This is a genomic window from Micromonospora sonchi (genome assembly GCF_014646235.1).
In the GTDB taxonomy this organism is placed as follows: Bacteria; Actinomycetota; Actinomycetes; order Mycobacteriales; family Micromonosporaceae; genus Micromonospora; species Micromonospora sonchi.
Map to the genome: position 1 here is coordinate 149,314 of NZ_BMNB01000015.1, position 20,082 is coordinate 169,395.

The following is a 20,082-nucleotide window of genomic DNA, read 5'->3' on the forward strand; positions in this document are numbered from 1 at the left end:
CCACAGTCCGCCGAGTACGGTGTGGTGATGCAACGGCGCTTCCCACCCGGCCGTGCAGGGCCCCGATGGCCGCTGGCTGACGGTGCGGCAGCCCTGGTGGTGATCGCGGTGTTCTGGCTGTCCCCGCTGTTCGCGGCGGACACCTGGTGGCGAGCCGCCCTCGGCGCCGCACTGGCGCTGGTCACCGCCGCGTGCGTGATGCTCCGGCACCGGTCCCCTGCGGCGGCGACCGCGGGAGCGGGAGCCGCCACCGTCGCCGCCGGCCTGCTCGGCGTCTGTGCGGATCCGATGCTCGCCACCGCCTGGTGCCTCTACGCCCTGGCGCGCAAGCGGTCCGCGCGAATCCGAAACAGCGTCGTCGCCCTGGTCTGTCTGTTCGCACTGCTGCTGGCGGTGACCGGGGTGGACACCGGCAGTCCGGACCACCCCGGCAGCCGGGTGGTGCTCGCCGCCGCCGCGCTGACCGCCGCCTGGCTGCTCGGCACGGCGGTCGGCCGAGAGATGGAGTCCGCGCGGGAGGCCGAGCGCGCCCGGGTACAGCTGGACGTGGCGCGGGAGGTGCACGACGTGGTCGGCCACGCCCTCGGGGTGATCTCCGCGCAGGCCAGTGTCACCCGCAGCCTGCCCGACGCCGACGAACGGGAACTGCGCGGCACGCTGGGGGACATCGAGACCCACGCCCGGGAGGCACTGCACGAGATACAGGCCCTGGTGCGGGGCCTGCGGAATTCCGGGACCACCCAGGGCGGGCCCGGCCCGACCGGTCGCGTCCCGAGCATCGCCGAACTCTCGCCGATGATCGACGACGCCCGTGCGGCCGGGCTCACCATCGACGCCCACCTCGACGCCGTCCCGGACGCGGGCGACGGCACCCGGTTGGTGGTGTTCCGCATCGTCCAGGAGGCTCTGAACAACGTTATCCGTCATGCCCCCGGTGCCCGATGCTCGGTCCGGGTCAGCCACGCCGACGAGGAGATCCAGGTGTGGGTCCGCGACCACGGCTCGTCCGTCCCCGGCGCGGGCACCGGGTCCGGGCTCGGGCTGCAGGGTATGCGTGAGCGTGCGGCGCTGGCGGGTGGGACCGCGTCCTGGCGGCGGCCGCCGGGCGGCGGCTTCGAGGTCAGCGCCCGGCTGCCGGTGGCGGGGCGACGATGACGACCGAGGTCACCGTCTTCCTCGCCGACGACGACGCGGGGTTCCGGCAGGCGTACCGGAGGCTGTTCGACCGGACCGACGGCTTCCGGGTCGCCGGGGAGGCCGCCGACGGTGCCGAGGCGGCCCGGCTGATCGCGGCCCGGCGGCCGGCCGTGGCGCTGCTCGACGTACAGATGCCGGGAATGGACGGTCTCGAGGTGGCGCGGGACGTCCTGGCTACCACGTCCACGAAGGTGATCATGCTGACCACCTTCGACCTGGATGAGTACGTGCACACGGCGCTGTCGCTGGGTGTCTCTGGATTCCTGCTGAAGAACGCGGCGCCGCAGGAAATGTTGCAGGCGGTGCGTACGGTGCACGCCGGTCACGCCATGCTCGCGCCGGAGGTGACCGGACGGCTGCTGGAACGACTGGCCCCGCCCCCGCCGGAACGCGCCCACGCCTTCGCTGGGCAGGTGCTTTCCGAACGTGAACTGCAGGTGGTCCGTTGCGTGGCGCGAGGCTACTCCAATCAGCAGATCGCTGACGAGCTGTTCCTGAGCCTGGAGACGGTGCGGACCTACCTGCGGCGGATGTTCGCCAAGCTGGGCGTCAACGACCGGACCCACCTGGCCGTGCTCGCCTATGAGGCGGGCCTGCTGCGCGATCCGCGGTAGGTGTCTACTTCCGGGTGACGCGGGCGGCGGCCGCGATGTCGCATGCTTTCGTCGTGATCGAATTCAAAGGCGTAACCAAGCGGTACGGGAGGAAGGTCGCCGTCGCCGAGGTCACCTTCTCGGTGCGGCCCGGTAAGGTCACCGGGTTCCTCGGGCCCAACGGCGCCGGCAAATCCACCTCACTGCGCGTGTTGCTGGGCCTGGACCACGCGACGTCCGGCACCGCACTGATCGACGGCAAACGCTACCGGGATCTGCGATACCCGCTGCGTACGGTTGGGGCGCTGCTCGACGGCGCCCAGCCGGCCCCGGACCGCCGTGGCGTCGATCACCTGATCTGGATCGCCCGGTCCAACCGGATCCCGCGCTCCCGGGTCGGGGAGGTTCTCGACGCGGTCGGTCTCACCGACGCCGCCAAGCAGCGAGTGAGCAAGTACTCGCTGGGTATGCGGCAGCGGCTCGGCATCGCCGCCGCCCTGCTCGGTGACCCTGCCGTGCTGATCCTCGACGAACCGGTGAACGGCCTGGACCCGGACGGCATCCGCTGGATCCGCAACTTCCTGCGCGATTACGCCACCCAGGGCCGGACCGTGCTGCTCTCCAGCCACCTGATGACCGAGATGGCCGGCACCGCCGACGACGTGGTGGTGATCGCGAACGGCCGGATCGTCGCGGACGGCTCGCTGCCGGAGATCACCCGGGGCCATGCGTCCCTGGAGGCGGCGTTCTTCGCCCTCACCGGCGAGCAGAAGCAGGTGTGGGCATGAGCGTGCTGTTCGCCGCCGCCGGGGCGGAGCTCTCCAAAATCAGATCATCGCGGATCGTCTGGCTGATCACCGGCGCGGTCATCGCGCTGCACCTGCTGATCGGCCTGGCGAACCTGCGCAACACCTCGACCGCTGTCGAGGGCATCACCCCGGACGGTCTGATCGAGATCTTCGCCGGTGAACACCAGCCCGCCGGAGAGGCGCTGATCGACCTGCTCGTCTCCTTCTCGCTGCAGATCGTGGTGATGTTCCTGCCGATCATCGCGGCGGTGATCGCCGGCCAGGAGTTCCGGGAAGGGCACCTGGCCCAGTCCGTCCTTGCGGTGCCGCGGCGGGGCCTGCTGATGGCCGCGAAGGCGATCGCGCTGGTGGTGTTCATGGCGGGGGTCGCGATCCTGGTCGAGCTGATCAGCAACGCTTACATGTTCCTGGCCGTCAAGGACTGGGATCCTGGTCTGCTGCTCGGCACTGACACTCTCGCCGATCACGGCAAGCTGCTCGCCCTCGCGGTGCTGGTCTCGCTGGTCAGCTTCGCGATCACCACGCTGGCGCGCAGCACCCTGATCGGAATCGTGGTATCGGTGCTGCTGATGGCACTGGCGATGACACAGGTGCTGGCGCGGACGGTTCCGGCGGTGGACGCCCTGCTGCCGGTCAGCGCCGGGCGCAACCTGCTGCTCGAACCCGCCGATGCCGACCTGTCGTCGAGCGCGGGGTACGCCGCCATCGTCCTGGTGGCGTGGGCGCTGCTGTCCACCCTGGCCGCCGGTCTCCTCCTCAGCCGCCGGGACGCCCGATGACCGCCGCGGACACCGCCCGGCCGGCGATCCGGATGACCGATCTCGTGGCGGCGGAACTCACCAAGATCCGCAGTCTGCCAGCGACGTGGATCGCCCTGGCCGTCGCGGTGGTCGCCAACGGCGCGCTCGGCTTCATCGCGGCCACCGACGTTGTCCGTCTCGCCGGTGACAGCGGCCCGACCAGCATCGCCCAGATCGGCACCCTGATGCTGGCGCCGGTCTACGCGTTCCTGGCGATCGCGGTGTTCGCGGCCGGCACCGAGTACCGGGGCGGGCAGTTGCGCCTGAGCCTCGCCGCCGTACCCGGCCGCGGCCGCTTCCTCACCGCGAAACTGCTGGCCACCCTGGCGGCGAGCCTGGTCGCGGCGGTTCTGGTGGTGCTTCCGAGCCTGGTGCTGCGGGAAGCGCTCGGCGACCTGGGTCGCTACCTGGTGGCGTACCTGCTGCTGGCGCTGATCGGGTACGGCCTCGCGTTCACCGTCCGCACAGTGGTCACTCCGATCGCGGTCCTCTCCGCCTTTCCGATCCTGATCTCGACCACCCTGGGCGGTCTCTGGCCGGAGGCCGTCCGGCTGCTGCCACACGAGGCGGCGCTGAGCCTGCTGGGCATGCCGGCGGACCCGGCCACCACGCTCAGCCCGGGCGCTGGCCTGCTGGTCCTCGCGGCGTGGGCGGCCGGGTCCGTGGCGGCCGCCTGGATTCTGGTGATCCGGCGCGACGTCTGACCCAGTGACCGATGGCCCGCGTGGTGCCGGGTCAGGGGGCCGGCGGCTGGCGTGCCTGCTGCGAGTGGTGGTCCAGCAGGCGGGTGAGTAGTTGCACGAACTGGTCGCGTTCGGCGGGGAGCAGCGGGGCGAGCAGCTCTTCGTGGAGGTCGTCCAGGACCTTGTCGAGGCGGCGCAGATGCCGGCGGCCCTGGGTGGTGATCGTGATGACGTTGCGGCGGCGGTCGCCGGGATCCGGCGCCCGCTCGACGAGGCCGCGCTCCGCCAGTTCGTTGAGGACGCCGACCATGTCGCTGCGGTAGATGCCGGCGCGTCGGCTCAACGTCGCCTGGCTGCCCGGGCCGTACGCCTGCAACGAGGCGAGCACGGCGTAGTGCCACCTGCGGGCGTCGGCCTTGGCCAGCCCTTCGGTCACCAGCCGGTCCGACTGGGCCGTCAAATGTGACAGCAGGCGGCTGGCGCGTCGACGCAGCCTGTCCGGCGTCTTCATCCCGCCATGGTCGGGCATGTGCGCGGCTTCGTCCCTGCCGGTCATGACGCTGATCATACCCCCGTTGCGTTAGTCGGACTAACGACATACGTTCGTTCTTGCCATAAACGTTAGAGGCACGAACGTTAGGCTAGTGAACGGATTTGGAGATCATCGTGACGACCGCGACCCCTGCCTTCGGTGCCGCCCTCATCGGCCAGACCGAGAAGGCGCTCAACGCGATCCTGGACCGGCAGCTCGCCGGGACCGGCCTCACCGAACCCCAGTGGGTGACCCTCACGCTGACCGTGGTCAGCGGCGAAAACATCGACCGGGCCGAGCTCATCCGCCGCGTCGGCGCTGCCACCCAGTTCAGCCCGGCGGCGGTGGCCGAACGCATCACCGAGTTGACCGCCGCAGGGTTCCTGCGCGACGGAGGCGACGGCCGCGTCCAGGTCACCGACGAAGGGCAGGAGCGCTGGACGCACGTCCGCACCGCGATCCGCCCGATCACCCAGCGGCTGTGGGGCGACCTGCCGGCCGAGGATCTGGCCACTGCGGGCCGTGTCCTGGGCATCGTCCTGGACAGGGCGAACGCGGTGCTGGTCGCCCCCTGAACCCCCACGTAGGCAGGGCGCCCGGAAGGAACCATCGCGTCCGTGACCTCGCGGCCCGCAGGCCTCACCCGGTCTGCGGGCCGCCGCGATCGGCGAGATCGCCGAACTCCCCGGCGTGGTGAGAAAGGCATCGAAGAACGCCGCGCGGCCTAGGATCGGGCCATGCCCTGGACCGCGAGCGACCTCGACCGATTCGAGGCCTCCAGACCGCGCCTGGAGGCCATCGCCTACCGCCTCCTCGGTTCCGCCGGCGAGGCCGAGGATGCCGTGCAGGAAACGTTCCTGCGCTGGCAGGCCGCCGACGTCGACCGGATCGAAGTCCCCGAGGCCTGGCTGACGAAGGTCCTCACCAATCTGTGCCTCAACCAGCTCACCTCCGCGCGGGCCCGCCGCGAGACCTATGTGGGCCAATGGCTTCCCGAGCCGCTGCTCTCCGGGGACCCGATGCTCGACCCGGCGGACACCGCCGAGCAGCGCGAATCGGTCTCGTACGCGGTCCTCACCCTCCTGGAGCGCCTGTCTCCCAACGAGCGGGCGGTGTACGTGTTGCGGGAGGCCTTCGACTACCAGCACCGCGAGATCGCCGAGATCCTCGACATCACCGAGTCCGCCAGCCAGCAGATCTTCCACCGCGCCAAGAAGCACGTCGCAGACGGCAAGGCCCGTACCGAAATCGACGAAACGGCCGCCCGGCGGATCGTCGAGGAGTTCCTGGCGGCCGCCACCGGCGGCAAGATCGAGCGGCTCGTGCGTCTGCTCACCGAGGACGCCATCTCGGTCGGCGACGGCGGCGGGAAGGTCCCGGCCCGCGCCAAGGCGTTCGAGGGCGCCGTCGCGGTCGCGAAGTTCCTGCGAGGGCTGTTCAATCCGAGCGAGGCCAAGCGCGCCCTCCTCGGCGGCGCGGTCGAGGTCTACGCCTGGACCGCCAACGGGGAACCCGCTGTCGTGGCCGTCGTGGGCGGCCGGGTCATCAGCGTCATGTGCCTGCAGGTCACCGCCGAGGGCATCGCCGCGATCCGCAACCAGGTCAACCCCGACAAACTCGAACGCGCGACCGCGCGCTGGGCGGCCGCCGACCACGGAAAGCCCCTGATCAACGCCTTCTGATCGCTATGTGAGGTGCTTCATATCGCGTTCCTGTCAGGAAACGGCGGGCCGTCCGGTTCAGGTGGCAAACCCGCGGCATGACAGGAGCAAAGAAATGCAGCACCGCATCATCGTCCTCGGAGCCGGATACGCCGGAGCCATCGCCGCCGGTCGCCTCGCCAAGCGGCTCCACCGCAAGGACGTCGCCATCACCCTCGTCAACGCCGAGCCCGACTTCGTCGAACGCGTCCGCATGCACCAGCTGGCGGCCGGCCAGGACCTCGAGGCCCGGCCACTCAGCGAAATGTTCGCGGGCACCGGCGTCGAACTGAGGCTCGCAAAGGCCACCGGCGTTGACGTCGACCGCAAGACCGTCGCCATCATCGACGCGATCGGTGCCCGAGAACTCGCCTATGACACGCTCGTCTACGCCCTCGGCAGTGGTTGGAACACCAGAGGCGTCCCCGGGGCCGCCGAGCACGCCTACGAGATCGCCAGCCGTCCCGGAGCACTCCGGCTGCAGGAACGCCTGGCCCGCCTCGACGCCGGGCAGACCGTGCTCGTCGTCGGCGGCGGTCTCACCGGCCTGGAGGCCGCGACCGAGATCGCCGAGGCCCGCCCGGACCTCGACGTCGCCCTCGCCGCCCGCGGCGGCCTCGGCGATTGGCTCTCGCCCAAGGGCCGCGAGCACCTGCGGAAGGTCTTCGACAAGCTCGGGATCACCGTGCACGAGCGGGCCGCCGTCACCGGTGTCGAGGCCGATCGCGTCACCACCGCCGACGGCAAGGCCATCCCGGCCGCGGTCACCGTGTGGACCACCGGCTTCGCGGTCCACCCGATCGCGAAGGCGACCGCCCTGGAGGTCAGCGACAACGGCCAGATCGTCGTCGACGGGACCATGCGCTCGGTCTCCCACCCGGAGGTGTACGCCGTCGGCGACGCCGCCATGGTGATGGGCCCCGGGGACAAGCCGCTGCGGATGGCGTGTGCCTCAGGAGGTCCGACCGCGTGGCAGGCCGCCGACGGAATCGCAGCGCGCCTGACCGGCGGGAAGCTCCCGAACGTGCCGATCCGCTACTTCAATCAGTGCATCTCACTGGGCCGCAAGGAAGGTCTGATCCAGTACGTCACCGCCGACGATCGCGCCGTGCGGTCGGTCCTGACCGGACGCCTCGCCGCCATCTACAAGGAACTGGTCTGCAAGGGCGCCGCCTGGGCAGTCGCCCACCCGACGGTCGGGCTGCCGACCCGGCGCCGCCACATTATGCAGAAACGGGCTGCGGCGGGCTCAGCCGTCAAGACGCTGGCGTAGCGCACAAAGCGGAGCGGGCGCCCTCGATGCTGCCGTTGCCGGGGTGCACCGCCCGCGCGACCATGCCGCTCGCCTGGCTCCTCAACACCAGCCCAACGGAGCAGAACCTCGACTGACCGGAAGCCACCTCATCGAGGGTCAGTCCTCGGAGTCGTCAAGTCCCTCGTCAAGAGGCGAAGCGGAAGAGTCACGCTGGACCGGGGCCGGTGTAGGCAGGACACCGAGACCGACCCGTTCCAGAGCGCTGCGATGGACCTCAACCGTGAGTCCATTTTCAGCGCTCTGCTCATCCGGCTCGTGGCCACCCGGCGAGGCAAACTTCCTTGGACGCCGCGTTAGCATCGATGCGGCGCGAGCGGGCCACTGCCCGCCTGAAGGGGAGGCCAGTGGCGGCGACACGGATATCGCTCCGGCGGTGGGCCGGCGTGCCCAGATGGGTTCGGGTTGTGGTGTTCGCCGCTGTCGGTGTCTTCGCGTACGGCGGGATCGTTCACCTGGGCGACCTGCTCGGGGTCCGGCCGGGTGGTCCTAACCTGTCCATGCCCATCTGGCTGATGTGGTATTTCGCCTCGCTGACCGTCTTCGATCCGCTCGCGGCGCTGTTGCTGGCGCTGCGTCGGATCGAAGGGCTGCTGCTCGGCTGTGTCGTGCTCGCCAGCGACGCGGTGGCGAACGGGTATGCCAACTACGTGCTGGACAGCGCTCCGGGGGTCACGCTCGGCCGGATCGGGCAAGCGATCATCACGGCTCTCGCGGTCGCCCTTATCGCGGCGGCGCCGAGGGCTTCGCCCTGGCTGCATCGGCCGGGACGTTTCCGGCCAGATCGGACCGTTTGACCGTCGGCAACGCGAGCACCTGCGAGACGGGCTCTTCCACGACGAGGTGCTGTGGCAGAAGGAGCGCGAACTGTGCCCTGAGGGCACCTGCGTCAACGCGCGGCGGCGAACGCCAGGAACGGGCTGGGCTGCCCGCTCCAGGACACGTGCAGCGCCTCCCGCGCCCGGGTGCTCGCCACGAACAGCAGGCACCGCTCCCGAAGCAGGTCGCTCGCGTGCTGCATCGGGTCCACGTCGGCCGGCGTGACCTCCTTGGCGAACGGCACCGCCCGCGCCGTCACGCCGACGACCGCCACACAGCGGAACTCCAGCCCTTTCATCGCGTGCATGGTGGCCAGCCGGACCCCGTCGACATCCGTTCCAGGCTGGTCCCGAACCCGGATCGCCGGGATCCCGGCGGCGGCCAACTCCTCCTGCACGCTGCTCAGCGTGGTGTTGAACCGGGCGCACACCGCGATCTCGCTCGCCGCCACACCCTGCTTGAGCCACTCCCCCACCCGGTCCACCAGCGCGACGATCTCGGCCTGGCTCGTCGGATACCCGGCGGCATGGGGTTGCTTGCCGTGCAGCAGCGACCGGTAGCCGGTGAGGCTGTCCTCGCCCTCGCCGCCGAGTTCCTCGACCCGCGATCCGACGAGCACCCTGGTGGACCAGGAGAGGATCTCCTCGGTGCTGCGGTAGTTGACGCGCAGCCGGCTGCTGCGCCCGGTGACCGAGATGCCGAGCGCGGCCAGCGAAACCCGGGAGTCGTAGATTCGCTGGTGCGGGTCGCCGGTGATGAACAGGTCGTCGGGGCCGGGTGGCACAGCGGCGCGCAGCACCCGCCACTGTGCCGGATGCAGGTCCTGCGCCTCGTCGACCACCACGTGGTCGTACCCGTGCTCGGTGAGGTCGGCGTCGCCGAGCAGGTCCGCCGCCCGCGCGCAGATCTGGAGGTGGGTGGCGGTGCCGGCGGCCGACAGCTCGGCGGTGAACATCTCCACGGCCTCCCACACCCGGTCGCGCTGCCGGGGGCCCAGCGCGGAGCCGCGGCCACGCCGACTCGCGGCACGGTACGCCTCGCGGTCGCGTACGTCGTGGCCGAGGATGACGTGCCGGAACTCCTGGGCCAGGAACTGCTCGGTCCAGGGCAGCGTTAGCCTGCGGCACACCCGGCGCCAGACCTGCCGCTCGTCGACGTCCCCGATCGGGCTCGGCACCCGGCCGGCGAGGGCCCGCATGGTGCGGTTGGCGAAGGCGTTCACCGTGGTCACCTCCACCCGCGCCAACTGTTTCTCGTCGGCGAGCAGCAGCGCCAGGTTCTCCTGCAGGCTGGCGGCCAGGGCGTTGGTGTACGTGGTGAGCAGCACCCGACTGTTCGGCGTACGGGAAAGCAGGTGCTTGACCCGGTGCAGCGCCGCCACCGTCTTCCCGGTGCCCGGCCCGCCGGTCACCTGCGCCGGACCGTGGTACGAGATCCGGTACGCGACCCGCCGCTGCGACGGGTGCAGGAACACCCGCCAGGCGGCGAACGGTTTGTCGAGGACCTCGGCCAGTTCGTCTGGGCTGGTGACCAGGGTGATCCGGCTGGTTGTGTTCGCGATCGCGATCTCCAGGCTGTCGCTCGCCTCCGGCGTCGCGGCGGCCGGCCGACGCACGGTCACCACGTCGCGGTGGACCTCGTCCGGGGTGAAGCCCTCGGCGAGGTACTGCAACACCTCGAACTGGTCCTCCGGCAGCAGCGTGCCGAACGCCTCCAGCTGTGGTTTGTCGACGATCGTGCGTACCGCCCGCAGCACCTGGTCGTCGATGCCGAGGTCGCGCAGCACGGTGTCGGAGTGTTTGGCGAACAGCAGGCGCGGCGCCTGCGCGGCGGCCTTCTCCAGCGCCGGGGTGAGCTGCTCGATGGCGACGACGTTGCGGACCTCCAGGGCCCGGGTCGCGCTGTTCACCGTGTAGAGCCGCTTCGCGGCCCACCCGTACGCGTCATCGTGCGGCACCACGTTGAGCAGCAGGAACGTGTCGCTGCCGTCGTCGGGCGCGAGCACCACGCCACGCCAGAAGTCGGTGATCCGGATGGTCCGCATCCGCGGGTCCCGCGCGTTGTTCACCGACTCCAGGTGCAGTCCCTTGTCGGCGTGCAGCTCGGCGACGGTGAGCCGTTGGAACTTCTCCATCGCCTTGCGTACGCCGGCCTTGACCGGCTTCTCCAGCACGTCATAGCTCTGCCAGAAACTGTTGGCGAAGGCGAGCTGCGGCACGGGCGAACCCTCCGGGTGGTGGGAACCTACTCGGTGAAGAGCGAGGCCGGGGTGGGCGTTTGCGCCTGGTCGTAGAACCAGCTCAGGTGATCGAGCAGCGCCTCGCGGGCACCGGCGTCGGTGAGGACGGTGAGGGGAAAGCCCGGGCGCAGAGCGATCTTCGCGGCGGGGATGTCCACACCCGGTAGGTCGTTCAGCCGCTGGCGCAGCTCTTCCCGCAGGGTGATGTCGTCGAACGGCGTACGCACGTTCAAGTGCTGAAACACGATCTCGAACTTGCCGCTCGGGTAGATCGTCGCCGGCCAGATGTTGCCGAGTTCGTGTTCCTTGCCGCGCGCCATGAGGAAGCAGGACGTTTCCCCGCCGCTGCCGTAGAGCAGGGTGCCGCCCAGCGTGGTCCATGCGTCGAGTACGACGTGGATGGCGGTGGCGACCGAGGGGCCTTGCAGGCTGGTCAACTGCTCGATGAACCGGGCTGGGTAGTCGACGTTTCCGACCGGCCGCTGTCGCGGCAGCCGCTCGGGCAGGTCGTCCGGCGTCACGCCAGCCAGTTGCGCCAGTTCCTCGGTGCCGATGCGCTGGGACTGGTCGGCCCGGCCATGTTCGTCGAACTTGACGCCCTCCGCGCCCAGCAGCTCACGCGGGTCGTCGGTACGGCCCGGATCAGGCCAACGGAAGTTGGCCGCCACGAGGCCATCGGCCTGCAGAACCCGGTGAGCGTTCGGGGCCGGGTGTTTGGCCAGCCGGGTGCCCACCGGTAGCGGTGCCGTGCCGATGAGTGCGGCGATGTCGCCGTACGTCGTCCAGGACCCGGCGGGCAGCTCGGCAAGCGCCTTGTTCATCAGGCCCCACAGGGCATCCGACTGCTCGGCCGCCTGCTCGGTGGGGCCAGGCCAGAGGGTGACGATGCGTGCGGCGAGGGCGTCGGCCCTGGCGTGGATCTCGGTACGACCCCAGTTTTCCTGTCGGGCGATCTTCTGGTTCAGCTTGATGCCGCTCCTCGCCAGGTCCGCCTGCTTGAGCGCGAACGACTTGTTGCCGAGTTCCGAGTTGTAGCCGGTGAGGGTCAGATTCCCCAGCGTGTGCACCAGGGCTTCGTGCGCCTCGGCGAAGTTCTCGTCCGGGCCGAGGTCGGCGGCCAGCATCTGCCGCCACTCGGCCGTCGGGGTTTGCGGCAGGACATGCTCGATGGCCAGGGCATCCGGCTGCACCGGCTCCTTGCTGCCAAACGACTCCTCCAGCCACTGGAGGATCAGCTTGCGCTGGTGCGCCCGTCCGTTGAGGTAGAACGGAATCGATCGCACCGCAGCCCCAACACTGGCGTCGCTGGCATAGTGCTTGCGGCCGGTCGACAGGTACGCCCGAACCGCCTCGTCCACCGGCACCTCGGGGCTCATCTCGGTGACGATGCTGAGCAGAATCCGGTTGATGTTGGCGGTGGCGCGGCCGATCAGCAGGCGCCGGACGAAGAAGCTCTCCACATACCGCATGGCCGAGGCGACCTGCTCCGAGGTCGCCGTGCCCTGCTCACGGCGGTCGAGCAGGTGCAGCAGCAGCGGGTAGACGGTGGTCGTGCCCCAGGCGCGCAGCCGCTCCAGCCGCTGCCGTACACCCGCGTCCTTCTCCTCGGCGGGGTTGAGGATGATCCGTAGTAGCGCACCGAGCTGGCTGAACCGTCGGACCTCCGCCTCGATCTCCTCTTCGGAGCGCAGCCGGTTCAGCCGGGTTTGCTGGGCGGCGTAGACGTCGGTCTGCTTGACACGCGGGTCACGGTGTACCAGATCGAGCCAGAACAGCAGCACCAGGTCGTCGGGCGCCAGATGCTCCTGCAATGGCAGCCAGAGGGTCTGGTAGACGGCCTCGCCCCGGGTCGGCAGGCGCATGAAGAGGTAGTTGCGCAGCAGGTCGGCCTGGGACAGGCGCAGGCCGGTGTTGTTGAGCGACTCGAAGATCCGGTAGACGTTGTCGCCGGCCTGCGCGGTGACCGACACCAGTGCCAGGCCGGAGATGACGGCGTTCTCGATGCGCTCGATGTCGAGCGGGTCGTCGGGGTCATCGGCGGCGGCCAGTTGCGCGCCGAAGAAGCGGTACGCCTCGCCGATCGGGTCGGCGCCGCCGGCCTGCGGCGTCGAGTCCACACACGCCAGATAGGCGGCCCGGTTGGCCTGGGTCGGGACGAGCTTCAGCCGCTGCGGCTCCGCCTTGAACGGGTTGACCAGATACTGCATGTGGATGCGCTGGTGGTGCTCGGGGCCCTCGTGCCTGGCACGGTGATCGCGGATCGCGCAGAGCAGGATGGTCAGGGTGGTGAGCCGCTGCTGCCCGTCCACCACCAGGTACTCCGCGACCCCGGCGGGTCCGATGTTCGGGCTGGGCGCCAGCACGAGCGAGCCGATGAAGTGCGTCGCCGTCGGATCCTCGATCTGGTCGTCGGCAAGCTTGCGGATGTCGTCCCACAGCCGCGTGAGCTGGGTCTTCGACCACGAGTACGTGCGCTGGTAGAGCGGCACCTGATACTGCTTCGCGCCTTCCAGCAGCTCCCGCAGAATCGTCTCGCGCGCCGCAACCATGCAGTCGACTCCTCGCTGTGATCTGACCTTGAGTCCGGCAAGACAACCAGAGCAACAGCGGGCAGGGCAACCCACGAAAGGGGTAAACGGTAAGATGTCGACCTGACCGCGTGTCGGCTTCCCGACAAACGGCGGTCAGGCCGACTTCAATGCCCCATCGGCGGCGTACGTCGCAATGATCGCGCCCGTGCTGGTCACCTTGCTGTCGACCAGCCGCAGCGGTCGGTGTGCGTTGTCCTCGCGGAAGAGGCGCTTGCCGCCTCCCACCAGCACCGGGTCGATCATCAGCCGGAGCTCGTCCACCAGATCCAGACCCAGCAGGGTCTGGACGAGCCCGGGGCTGCCAATGACATGCAGGTCCCGCCCCGGCTCCGCCTTCAGCCTGCGCACCGCCGCACCGATGTCGCCTGCCAGCAGCGTCGAGTTCGGCCAGCCCAGCGGCTCGGCGAGGGTCGCCGAGGCGACAAACTTGGGCAACGTGTTGACAGGTCATCGAGGTAGCCGGTATGCCAACCACCGTGCCGGAAGCCACCGGATGAATCCTCATCGGCATAACTCGGCGCCTGCACCACCCCGTCCAGGGTCACGAACTCGTTTGCGATCACCTTCCGCACCCGCAGCCTCCTACCGGTCGTCGTCCGCCGCTCCACCTGCAGGGCGGAGCAGCTCTGTCACCGGCTAGGACGGAGCCAGCCGCCCGACTTCGACATGCAGCACGGGCCAGGGCCCGCCTCCCCGCCACTGCCCTGTTGTCGGTCTCTCTCCGAACTCCTCTGCGGAGGTGCCTGGCTGGCTCGGCCTCGCGGCCGCAGGCGTCACCCGGTCTGCGGTCCACCGCGATCGGCGAGGTTGCCGAACCAGGTGAGGGCGTGCCGTCCGGAGGCGATGCCGTAGTCCAGAGTCGCTCGCTGGTACGCGGCCACATCGCGGAACTCGGCCGGCACCTCCATCGTGTCGAGGTGCTTCTTGAGGGCGGTGAGCTGGGCGAGGTCGGCTGCGGCCCGCTCCTGGATTCGTCGCAGCACCGGTGGGCGATCCGCGGGGTCGAGCAGGCCCAGGAAGAACAGTCGGGCAAGCGCCGCTGTCTCCAGGTCCGCCCCGCTGAGTTCGCCCGTCATCCAACGGTGGAACTCCTGTCGGCCCGCCTCCGTGGTGCGGTAGACCTTCTTGCCGCGTCCGCCCGGTTCGGTGCTCGCCACCTCGATCAGATTCTTGTCGAGCAGCGTGTCGAGGGCTCGTTTGATGCTGCCTGAGCTGGCGCTGTAGAACAGCGCGACGCCCGCCTCGAAGCTTTTGATCAGGCCGTACAGGCTCTGCGGGGCGAGCAGCAGCAGGCCCAGGATCACGTGTGCCACATCTTGATCCTACTCGGTTGACTCTCTTAGACATGTCTAGTAGGTATGTTGTCATGCGAGAAAGACCCGTGCGTACGTTCGCGACACCCGGCAATCGCGTGACCGACGAGGTCAACGCCGGCCTGAGCAAACTCGTGCAGAGCTTGAGCGCCAAACCCGGTCTGCACCACGTCAGCCTCGCCCTGTCCAGCGCCGACGGGCAGCGCCACTGGGCGGGCGGGTCCGGGCCGGAGGGCACCGACGAGCCGGAGGTACGCCCCGAAGCACCCTTCTTCATCGCCTCGATCACGAAGCGGTTCATCATCACGCTCGTCCTGCAGGCCCATGAGCGCGGCGAACTCGACCTCGACGCCCCGATCTCCACCTACCTGCCCGCGTCCGTCACCACCGGGCTGCACGTGCGGCGCGGGCTGGACCGGACACCGCAGATCACCGTACGCCACCTGGCCAGCCACACCTCCGGCCTGCCGGACTTCTTCGAACGACGCCGCGGCGCCGCCAGCCTGTACCGGCAGTTGCGTGCCGGGCACGACACATCCTGGACCTTCGAGGACGTCCTCACCATCACCCGCGAGCAGCAACGCCCCCACTTCGCCCCGCAGGACCTCACCGCCGCGACGCAGCGGGCACGCTACTCCGACACCGGGTTCCAGTTGCTGATCCGGATCCTGGAGAACGCCACCTCCAGTACGTTCCCCGAGCTCCTCACCGGACGCATCACCGGCCCGCTCGGCCTCACCCACACCTGGCACCCCGCCGCCGAGCCCGCCGAGCCTGATCTGCCCGCACCCCTACCCCTGCACGCCCGGCGGCGGCGCGTGGACGTTGGCCGGGTCATCGCATCGACCAACGACCTGTTCAGCACCACCGATGATCTCCTCGCTTTCGAGCGGGCGCTCGTGGCCGGTCAGCCCTTCGAGGACCCGAACACCCGGCACCTGCTGACCGAGCGCCGCAACCGGCTGCGCAACGCCCCGGTCCTCAGCTACGGCCTCGGCACCATGTTCTTCAAGGTCAACCGGCTGATGTCGCCACTGCGCGGGCCGGTAACCCTGGTGGGGCACTCGGGGTCGACCGGCACCTGGCTGTTCACCTGCCCGGAACTCGACCTGCACCTGACCGGCACCGTCGACCAGACCGAGGCTCGGAGCCTGCCGTTCCGCATCATGGCCGCCTGCCTGCGGATCTGGGCCGGCTGAACCGGACGGTCCGCGACCGTCCGGTTCAGACCGGAGAACGCTGCCCTACGCGGCCGCAGGTCGGTAGCGTACGTCCAACTCGGCCGTCGGATCGTCGGCGCCGACGCGGTGGAGGTAGATCGGGCGGCCGCCGAGGTGCTCGTAGAGCCGGATGCCGTCACCCAGCAACACCGGCGCGATGTGCAGGTCGATCTCGTCGATCAGACCACGTTCGAGAAGTTGACGGCCAATGTCCGCCGACAGCACCTCCACGTTCTTGCCGTCGGCTGCCGCCAGCGCGATCCGCACCGCCTCCGCCACGTCGCAGTCGAGGAATGTCACCCGATCGGCGGGCTTCGCGTCCTCGGGGTGGTGGGTCAGCACGAAGACCGGCCCGGTCCAGGCGCCGCCGTAGATATTGCCGGCGTCGGGGAACTGGTCCCAGCCGCGCCGGCCGCCGAGGATGGCACCGGTCGTCTCGACGTACTGCTGGATGAAGCCGGGACGCTCGGAGATGCCGGTCTCCATCCACGCCATGTCGTGGTCCGGCCCCGCCACGAACCCGTCCAGTGACATGGTGAAGTGCCACAGGACCTTCCCGTTCGCGGTGTGTGGTTCGATGTCGCTCATGCCGTCCTCCCGGTGCGCTGATTTGCTCGTACCGAAGAAAAGACGGCGACCGCGACGAAAACTCATCGGTCGAGGATCGGCGGGAGCCCGAACGCCGGAAAGAGCGCCGGCTCGTGGAACGCGACGACCTCGATGATCAGGCCGTCGCGCACCCGAAGCACCCCGATCCCGAACGGCTCGAAGATCTGCTGCCCCGGCGGCCGCCGGTAGCTCGCCGCGGCGAGCTGCCCGTTGGCGCTCGTGGGAATCATGCGCAACGCGCCGATGTACTCGGGGGAGCTCGCGTCCCAGGTCGCCGCCAGCGCCGCGAGGACCGACTCGCGGTCGGCGAACCACTCCGGGAACGGCGGCATCGTCGACCGCACGTCCTTCGCCAGCAGTCTGGCCACCGCGTCGAGGTCGCCGCGCTCCACCGCGTCCAGGTAGAGCCGCAGCACCTTCCGGTCCTCCTCGGTCGGCGGCGCGGCCGGCGCCCAGTCCGACCGGCCCGGCGGGAGGTGCTCCCGCAACGTCGCGCGGGCCCGCTGCAGGGCGCTGTTGACGGACGCGACGCTGCCGTCGAGCACTTCGGCCGTCTGCCGTGCCGGCCAGCCGAGCACGTCGCACAGGATCACCGCGGCGCGCTGCCGGGGCGGCAGGTGCTGCATCGCCGCCAGGAACGCCAGTTCCAGGGTTTCCCGCGCCACGACCGCCGCCTCCGGCTCGTCCGTGCGCGGCGCGACCGGCTCCCGCAGCACGTCGGGGAACGGCTGCAGCCACGGGCCGGTGTACAGCGCCGTCGCCGACTGCCCGGGTACGTAGTTCGGGTTGGCCTGATCGGGCAGCAGCCGCCGCTTGCGCCCGTCGAGCGCGTCGAGGCAGACGTTGGTGGCGATGCGGTAGAGCCAGCTGCGCAGGGACGACCGACCCTCGAACCCGGCCCGCGCCCGCCATGCTTTCAGGAAGACCTCCTGCACGAGGTCTTCCGCCTCGTCATAGGAGCCGAGCATCCGGTAGCAGTGGACGCGCAGCTCACGCCGGTGCTGCTCGATCCGCCGGGCGAAGTCGTCGTCGCTCATCCGGCGACCGTACCGAGCCGGTGGCAGCCAGGAACTGCTACGGCCCGGTGACCAGCGGGTCGTGGACCCGGCCGAGGAACAGCGGTACGCCGGTGACCGCTGCCGCCGAAGGCGCGCTGGTCCTGTCGATCTGACAGCACAAACGAATCGGGCGACTGGCAGCTCTTCGTGGAAGCGAGGCCCCAACGGCGTGATAGCACCAACGGTTCAGCTCGACAGGCGGGGTCCCGGATGAGTGGTCCATTCCGGCGGATTATGCCCCCAGGCCTCATCGCCGGCTTGGACGAGGCCTGACTCGTAGGCGAGGACCGCGAGTTGCACCCGGTCGCGGAGGTTCAGCTTGGTGAGCAGACGGGAGACACAGGTCTTGACCGTGGCCTCGCTGAGGAACAGTGCGCTGGCGATCTCGGTGTTCGATCGGCCTCGTGCGACCTGTCGCAGCACGGCCGCTTCTCGTTCGGTCACGTTGGGCAGCGGAGCTGGGCTGGTGGAAGGCGCGGTGGCGAACCGGTCGAGTAGCCGGCGGGTGAGTTCGGGAGCGAGCATCGCCTCGCCCCGGGCCACGACGCGCACCGCGTGCACCAGGTCATCGGGAGGAGCGTCTTTGAGGAGGAAGCCGCTGGCGCCAGCCAGCACCGCGCCGTACACATACTCGTCGAGATCGAAGGTGGTCAGCGCCATCACGCGGACGCCGGGCTGCTGCACCACGATCCGACGGGTCGCTTCGATGCCGTCCAGCCGAGGCATCCGTACGTCCATGAGGACGACGTCGGGCCGGTGCTCAGCGCAGACGGCGACGGCTTCGATCCCGTCTCTGGCCTCGGCGACCACCTCCATGCCGGCCCGCTCGAGGATGAGGCGGAAGCCCTCCCGCAGCAGCGCCTGGTCGTCGACGATCACACCTCGGCGAGGCCCGTGACCAGCACGGCCAGACACAGGCCGGCATCAACGGTCCGGCGCCACCACACGTCCATGGGGGTCAACCGTAGGGGACGGGAAAGCCGAAGACATCAGCCCAGAGTTGACACGTGCCGACCACCCTCGGCCGTCCTGACCGACCGTCTCAGCGCCCTTGACGCTCTGGGAGTCGATGATCCCGGCTGTGGGCTCCGCGGCGCGGCCCTGGGCGGCGCGGACCCTGCGGCGCAACACGACGAGGATCCGCTCGGTGACCTGGTCTTCCTCCCAGCGGATGAAGTACCAGTACACCGTCTGCCACGGCGGGAAGTCGACCGGCAGTTGCCGCCACGAGCAACCGGTCCGCACCACGTACAAGATCGCGTCCACCACGTCACGGCGTGGATGCTTCTCCGGCCTGCCGCCGGTCCTCAGCGGTGGCAGCAGCGGCTCGACCAGCGCCCACTGGGCATCGGTCAGGTCCGAGGGGTAGCGACGCTGACCTATTTGCGAGACAAAAAACTAGTTGACCAGGGCGTATTCGCTTTACGCAGAAGGCCACCCGATCGCGGGTGGCCTTCTGCACACGATCAGCAGTGCGGGTGGCAGGTCCGGGGACCGTTCGGGTCGTTAGGGAACGGCTCGGGCAAGGGAATGATGAATACCCTGTTCCCGACGCGCTTGGACTTTTCGGCGACGGAATTGAGCCACTGCTGCTGCGGGCTGAGCACGGTGATCGTAGGCTGGCAAGCGTCGGGCGTGGTCAGCGCAATTTCGCTGCCGCAGGCCGGGCCGCCCTTGTTGGTCGGCACGTAGCCGCGGAACTGGTGGGCTTCCACAGTGGCCCCGGCGCACGGGTCCTGGTCGGGCGCAGGCTTGATCCGCATGCTGCAGACCAGCGTCTGGATCTTCTTCACCGTCTCGAGGTTGGGCTCCTCGGATTTCGCGCAGGGCTCGTTGTCGTCGGGGTGCGGCGTGATGATGGAGGCGTCACAGTTCCTCATCTTGGCCAGCACCTCCTGGCAGTTCGGCGCCAGCCAGTTGATCGCGTTGCACTGCGCCACAAGCGCCATGGCCTCGGCGCACGCGTCCTCGCCGCTGGGCCGGGCGGTACCAGCATCACCACCGCCGCCGCCATCGGCCACCAACGGGGGACCCTCAGCGTCCCGCTCCTTGATCGCGTCGTTCGCCTCAAACTCTTTTCTCTTCCAGTTCCGGTCCAACTCCGCGTCTTTCTCCGGGTCGTCGCCGAACGTGTGGTTTCTCGCTCCCTCCTCGATGGCGTCGACGTACTCCTTCCACTTTTGATCGGCCTTATCGGCGAGATCCCGATACCTCGCGTCACCCTCGCGGGCCGCATCGCGCCCCGGTGCCTCGTTCCGGTCGTAGTAGCCGCCCTGGCCATAGGTGTAGTGACCGCCGTGGCCGCCGGCGATGCGGGGGTCGCCGACGTTCGATCCACAGGTGACCGTGCCAAAGTAGTCGTTTCCGGCGACGGATAGTCCCAACGGGAGCATTGTGTGCATCCCAGGTATGGCAGGGCTGGCGAAGTCGATGAACCCGCATTTGGCGCGCGCGGTCTCGACATCGTGTCCTTCGGCTGACCTCGATTCGTCAGAGAGTTTTGATCCCTGCTTGACGGTTTCGGCTTGACCGTTTTGTCTGCCTGTGGTGGGTGTGGGTTGGTCGCGTGTCGCTGCGGGTGCGCCGGTTCTCCGCGTCCGGGGCTGT

Annotated in this window: 19 protein-coding genes and 1 pseudogene; 10 read left to right on the forward strand and 10 right to left on the reverse strand. The window is 69.4% G+C overall.

Annotated features, from left to right (window positions below):
- The first annotated feature begins 27 nt into the window (after nt 1-27).
- From IEY61_RS17585 to IEY61_RS17605, 5 genes are read left to right on the forward strand one after another with little or no spacing between them, the layout of a single operon-like run.
- On the forward strand, nt 28-1,155 hold the full coding sequence (locus IEY61_RS17585; RefSeq protein ID WP_189045643.1) for a sensor histidine kinase: 1,128 nt from the start codon (nt 28-30) through the stop codon (nt 1,153-1,155).
- Nucleotides 1,152-1,811 (forward strand): response regulator, encoded by a 660-nt coding sequence (locus tag IEY61_RS17590; RefSeq protein WP_189045645.1) that lies wholly within the window; start codon nt 1,152-1,154, stop codon nt 1,809-1,811. Before IEY61_RS17585 ends, IEY61_RS17590 begins: the two co-directional genes overlap by 4 nt.
- Nucleotides 1,812-1,864: 53 nt before the next feature.
- Nucleotides 1,865-2,578 (forward strand): ABC transporter ATP-binding protein, encoded by a 714-nt coding sequence (locus tag IEY61_RS17595; RefSeq protein ID WP_189045648.1) that lies wholly within the window; start codon nt 1,865-1,867, stop codon nt 2,576-2,578.
- On the forward strand, nt 2,575-3,378 hold the full coding sequence (locus tag IEY61_RS17600) for an ABC transporter permease (protein WP_189045650.1): 804 nt from the start codon (nt 2,575-2,577) through the stop codon (nt 3,376-3,378). Before IEY61_RS17595 ends, IEY61_RS17600 begins: the two co-directional genes overlap by 4 nt.
- Nucleotides 3,375-4,103, forward strand: a complete 729-nt coding sequence (locus IEY61_RS17605; protein WP_189045652.1) for an ABC transporter — start codon at nt 3,375-3,377, stop codon at nt 4,101-4,103. Before IEY61_RS17600 ends, IEY61_RS17605 begins: the two co-directional genes overlap by 4 nt.
- A 31-nt stretch (nt 4,104-4,134) precedes the next feature.
- Here the strand turns inward: IEY61_RS17605 and IEY61_RS17610 are convergent, their stop codons facing one another.
- Nucleotides 4,135-4,638, reverse strand: coding sequence for a MarR family winged helix-turn-helix transcriptional regulator (locus IEY61_RS17610; protein ID WP_189045654.1), 504 nt, complete (start codon nt 4,636-4,638; stop codon nt 4,135-4,137).
- Between the two features lie 110 nt (nt 4,639-4,748).
- On the opposite strand from IEY61_RS17610, the gene IEY61_RS17615 reads away from it, so the two are divergent.
- The 4 genes from IEY61_RS17615 (at nt 4,749) to IEY61_RS17630 (ending at nt 8,423) form a co-directional block, all read left to right on the forward strand.
- Entirely contained in the window at nt 4,749-5,189 is a 441-nt protein-coding gene (locus IEY61_RS17615; protein ID WP_189045656.1) for a MarR family winged helix-turn-helix transcriptional regulator, read from the forward strand.
- Between the two features lie 162 nt (nt 5,190-5,351).
- Nucleotides 5,352-6,296, forward strand: a complete 945-nt coding sequence (locus tag IEY61_RS17620) for an RNA polymerase sigma-70 factor (RefSeq protein WP_189045658.1) — start codon at nt 5,352-5,354, stop codon at nt 6,294-6,296.
- A gap of 94 nt (nt 6,297-6,390) precedes the next feature.
- The gene (locus IEY61_RS17625; protein WP_189045661.1) at nt 6,391-7,587 is read left to right on the forward strand and encodes an NAD(P)/FAD-dependent oxidoreductase; all 1,197 of its coding nucleotides are present in this window, start codon (nt 6,391-6,393) and stop codon (nt 7,585-7,587) included.
- A 425-nt stretch (nt 7,588-8,012) separates the two neighbouring features.
- Nucleotides 8,013-8,423, forward strand: coding sequence for a hypothetical protein (locus IEY61_RS17630; protein WP_189045663.1), 411 nt, complete (start codon nt 8,013-8,015; stop codon nt 8,421-8,423).
- Between the two features lie 92 nt (nt 8,424-8,515).
- On the opposite strand, the gene IEY61_RS17635 is transcribed toward IEY61_RS17630, so the two are convergent.
- From IEY61_RS17635 to IEY61_RS17650, 4 genes are all read right to left on the reverse strand, one after another.
- The gene (locus IEY61_RS17635; protein WP_189045665.1) at nt 8,516-10,663 is read right to left on the reverse strand and encodes a UvrD-helicase domain-containing protein; all 2,148 of its coding nucleotides are present in this window, start codon (nt 10,661-10,663) and stop codon (nt 8,516-8,518) included.
- A gap of 26 nt (nt 10,664-10,689) precedes the next feature.
- Complete coding sequence (locus tag IEY61_RS17640; protein ID WP_189045667.1) at nt 10,690-13,233, reverse strand: GmrSD restriction endonuclease domain-containing protein; 2,544 nt, start codon at nt 13,231-13,233, stop codon at nt 10,690-10,692.
- A 135-nt stretch (nt 13,234-13,368) separates the two neighbouring features.
- Nucleotides 13,369-13,710: a dihydrofolate reductase family protein gene (locus tag IEY61_RS17645; RefSeq protein WP_229706002.1), complete on the reverse strand. Its 342-nt coding sequence runs from the start codon at nt 13,708-13,710 to the stop codon at nt 13,369-13,371.
- Nucleotides 13,711-14,048: 338 nt separating this feature from the next.
- Nucleotides 14,049-14,588 carry a PadR family transcriptional regulator gene (locus IEY61_RS17650; RefSeq protein WP_189045669.1) on the reverse strand — a complete coding sequence of 180 codons (540 nt, stop codon included), beginning with the start codon at nt 14,586-14,588 and terminating at the stop codon, nt 14,049-14,051.
- A gap of 53 nt (nt 14,589-14,641) precedes the next feature.
- On the opposite strand from IEY61_RS17650, the gene IEY61_RS17655 reads away from it, so the two are divergent.
- Nucleotides 14,642-15,787 (forward strand): serine hydrolase domain-containing protein, encoded by a 1,146-nt coding sequence (locus IEY61_RS17655; RefSeq protein WP_189045671.1) that lies wholly within the window; start codon nt 14,642-14,644, stop codon nt 15,785-15,787.
- Nucleotides 15,788-15,832: 45 nt separating this feature from the next.
- On the opposite strand, the gene IEY61_RS17660 is transcribed toward IEY61_RS17655, so the two are convergent.
- The 5 genes and pseudogenes from IEY61_RS17660 to IEY61_RS17680 form a co-directional block, all read right to left on the reverse strand.
- On the reverse strand, nt 15,833-16,396 hold the full coding sequence (locus tag IEY61_RS17660; RefSeq protein ID WP_189045673.1) for a dihydrofolate reductase family protein: 564 nt from the start codon (nt 16,394-16,396) through the stop codon (nt 15,833-15,835).
- A 62-nt stretch (nt 16,397-16,458) separates the two neighbouring features.
- Complete coding sequence (locus IEY61_RS17665; protein WP_189045675.1) at nt 16,459-17,454, reverse strand: sigma-70 family RNA polymerase sigma factor; 996 nt, start codon at nt 17,452-17,454, stop codon at nt 16,459-16,461.
- A 207-nt stretch (nt 17,455-17,661) separates the two neighbouring features.
- Nucleotides 17,662-18,354: a response regulator transcription factor gene (locus IEY61_RS17670; protein ID WP_229706003.1), complete on the reverse strand. Its 693-nt coding sequence runs from the start codon at nt 18,352-18,354 to the stop codon at nt 17,662-17,664.
- A 129-nt stretch (nt 18,355-18,483) separates the two neighbouring features.
- Nucleotides 18,484-18,858 (reverse strand): annotated as a pseudogene (locus tag IEY61_RS17675) (IS5 family transposase); the annotation flags it as partial.
- A gap of 83 nt (nt 18,859-18,941) precedes the next feature.
- Nucleotides 18,942-19,859, reverse strand: coding sequence for a hypothetical protein (locus IEY61_RS17680; protein WP_189045677.1), 918 nt, complete (start codon nt 19,857-19,859; stop codon nt 18,942-18,944).
- Nucleotides 19,860-20,082 lie beyond the last annotated feature (223 nt).

Excerpts from the sequence above, each read along its gene's own strand:
- IEY61_RS17585 (WP_189045643.1), top strand. The coding sequence starts at position 28 with ATGCAACGGCGCTTCCCACCCGGCCGTGCAGGGCCCCGATGGCCGCTG.
- IEY61_RS17605 (WP_189045652.1), top strand. The coding sequence starts at position 3,375 with ATGACCGCCGCGGACACCGCCCGGCCGGCGATCCGGATGACCGATCTC.
- IEY61_RS17600 (WP_189045650.1), top strand. The coding sequence starts at position 2,575 with ATGAGCGTGCTGTTCGCCGCCGCCGGGGCGGAGCTCTCCAAAATCAGA.
- IEY61_RS17590 (WP_189045645.1), top strand. The coding sequence starts at position 1,152 with ATGACGACCGAGGTCACCGTCTTCCTCGCCGACGACGACGCGGGGTTC.
- IEY61_RS17660 (WP_189045673.1), bottom strand. The coding sequence starts at position 16,396 with ATGAGCGACATCGAACCACACACCGCGAACGGGAAGGTCCTGTGGCAC.
- IEY61_RS17665 (WP_189045675.1), bottom strand. The coding sequence starts at position 17,454 with ATGAGCGACGACGACTTCGCCCGGCGGATCGAGCAGCACCGGCGTGAG.
- IEY61_RS17625 (WP_189045661.1), top strand. The coding sequence starts at position 6,391 with ATGCAGCACCGCATCATCGTCCTCGGAGCCGGATACGCCGGAGCCATC.
- IEY61_RS17655 (WP_189045671.1), top strand. The coding sequence starts at position 14,642 with ATGCGAGAAAGACCCGTGCGTACGTTCGCGACACCCGGCAATCGCGTG.
- IEY61_RS17610 (WP_189045654.1), bottom strand. The coding sequence starts at position 4,638 with ATGACCGGCAGGGACGAAGCCGCGCACATGCCCGACCATGGCGGGATG.
- IEY61_RS17640 (WP_189045667.1), bottom strand. The coding sequence starts at position 13,233 with ATGGTTGCGGCGCGCGAGACGATTCTGCGGGAGCTGCTGGAAGGCGCG.
- IEY61_RS17620 (WP_189045658.1), top strand. The coding sequence starts at position 5,352 with ATGCCCTGGACCGCGAGCGACCTCGACCGATTCGAGGCCTCCAGACCG.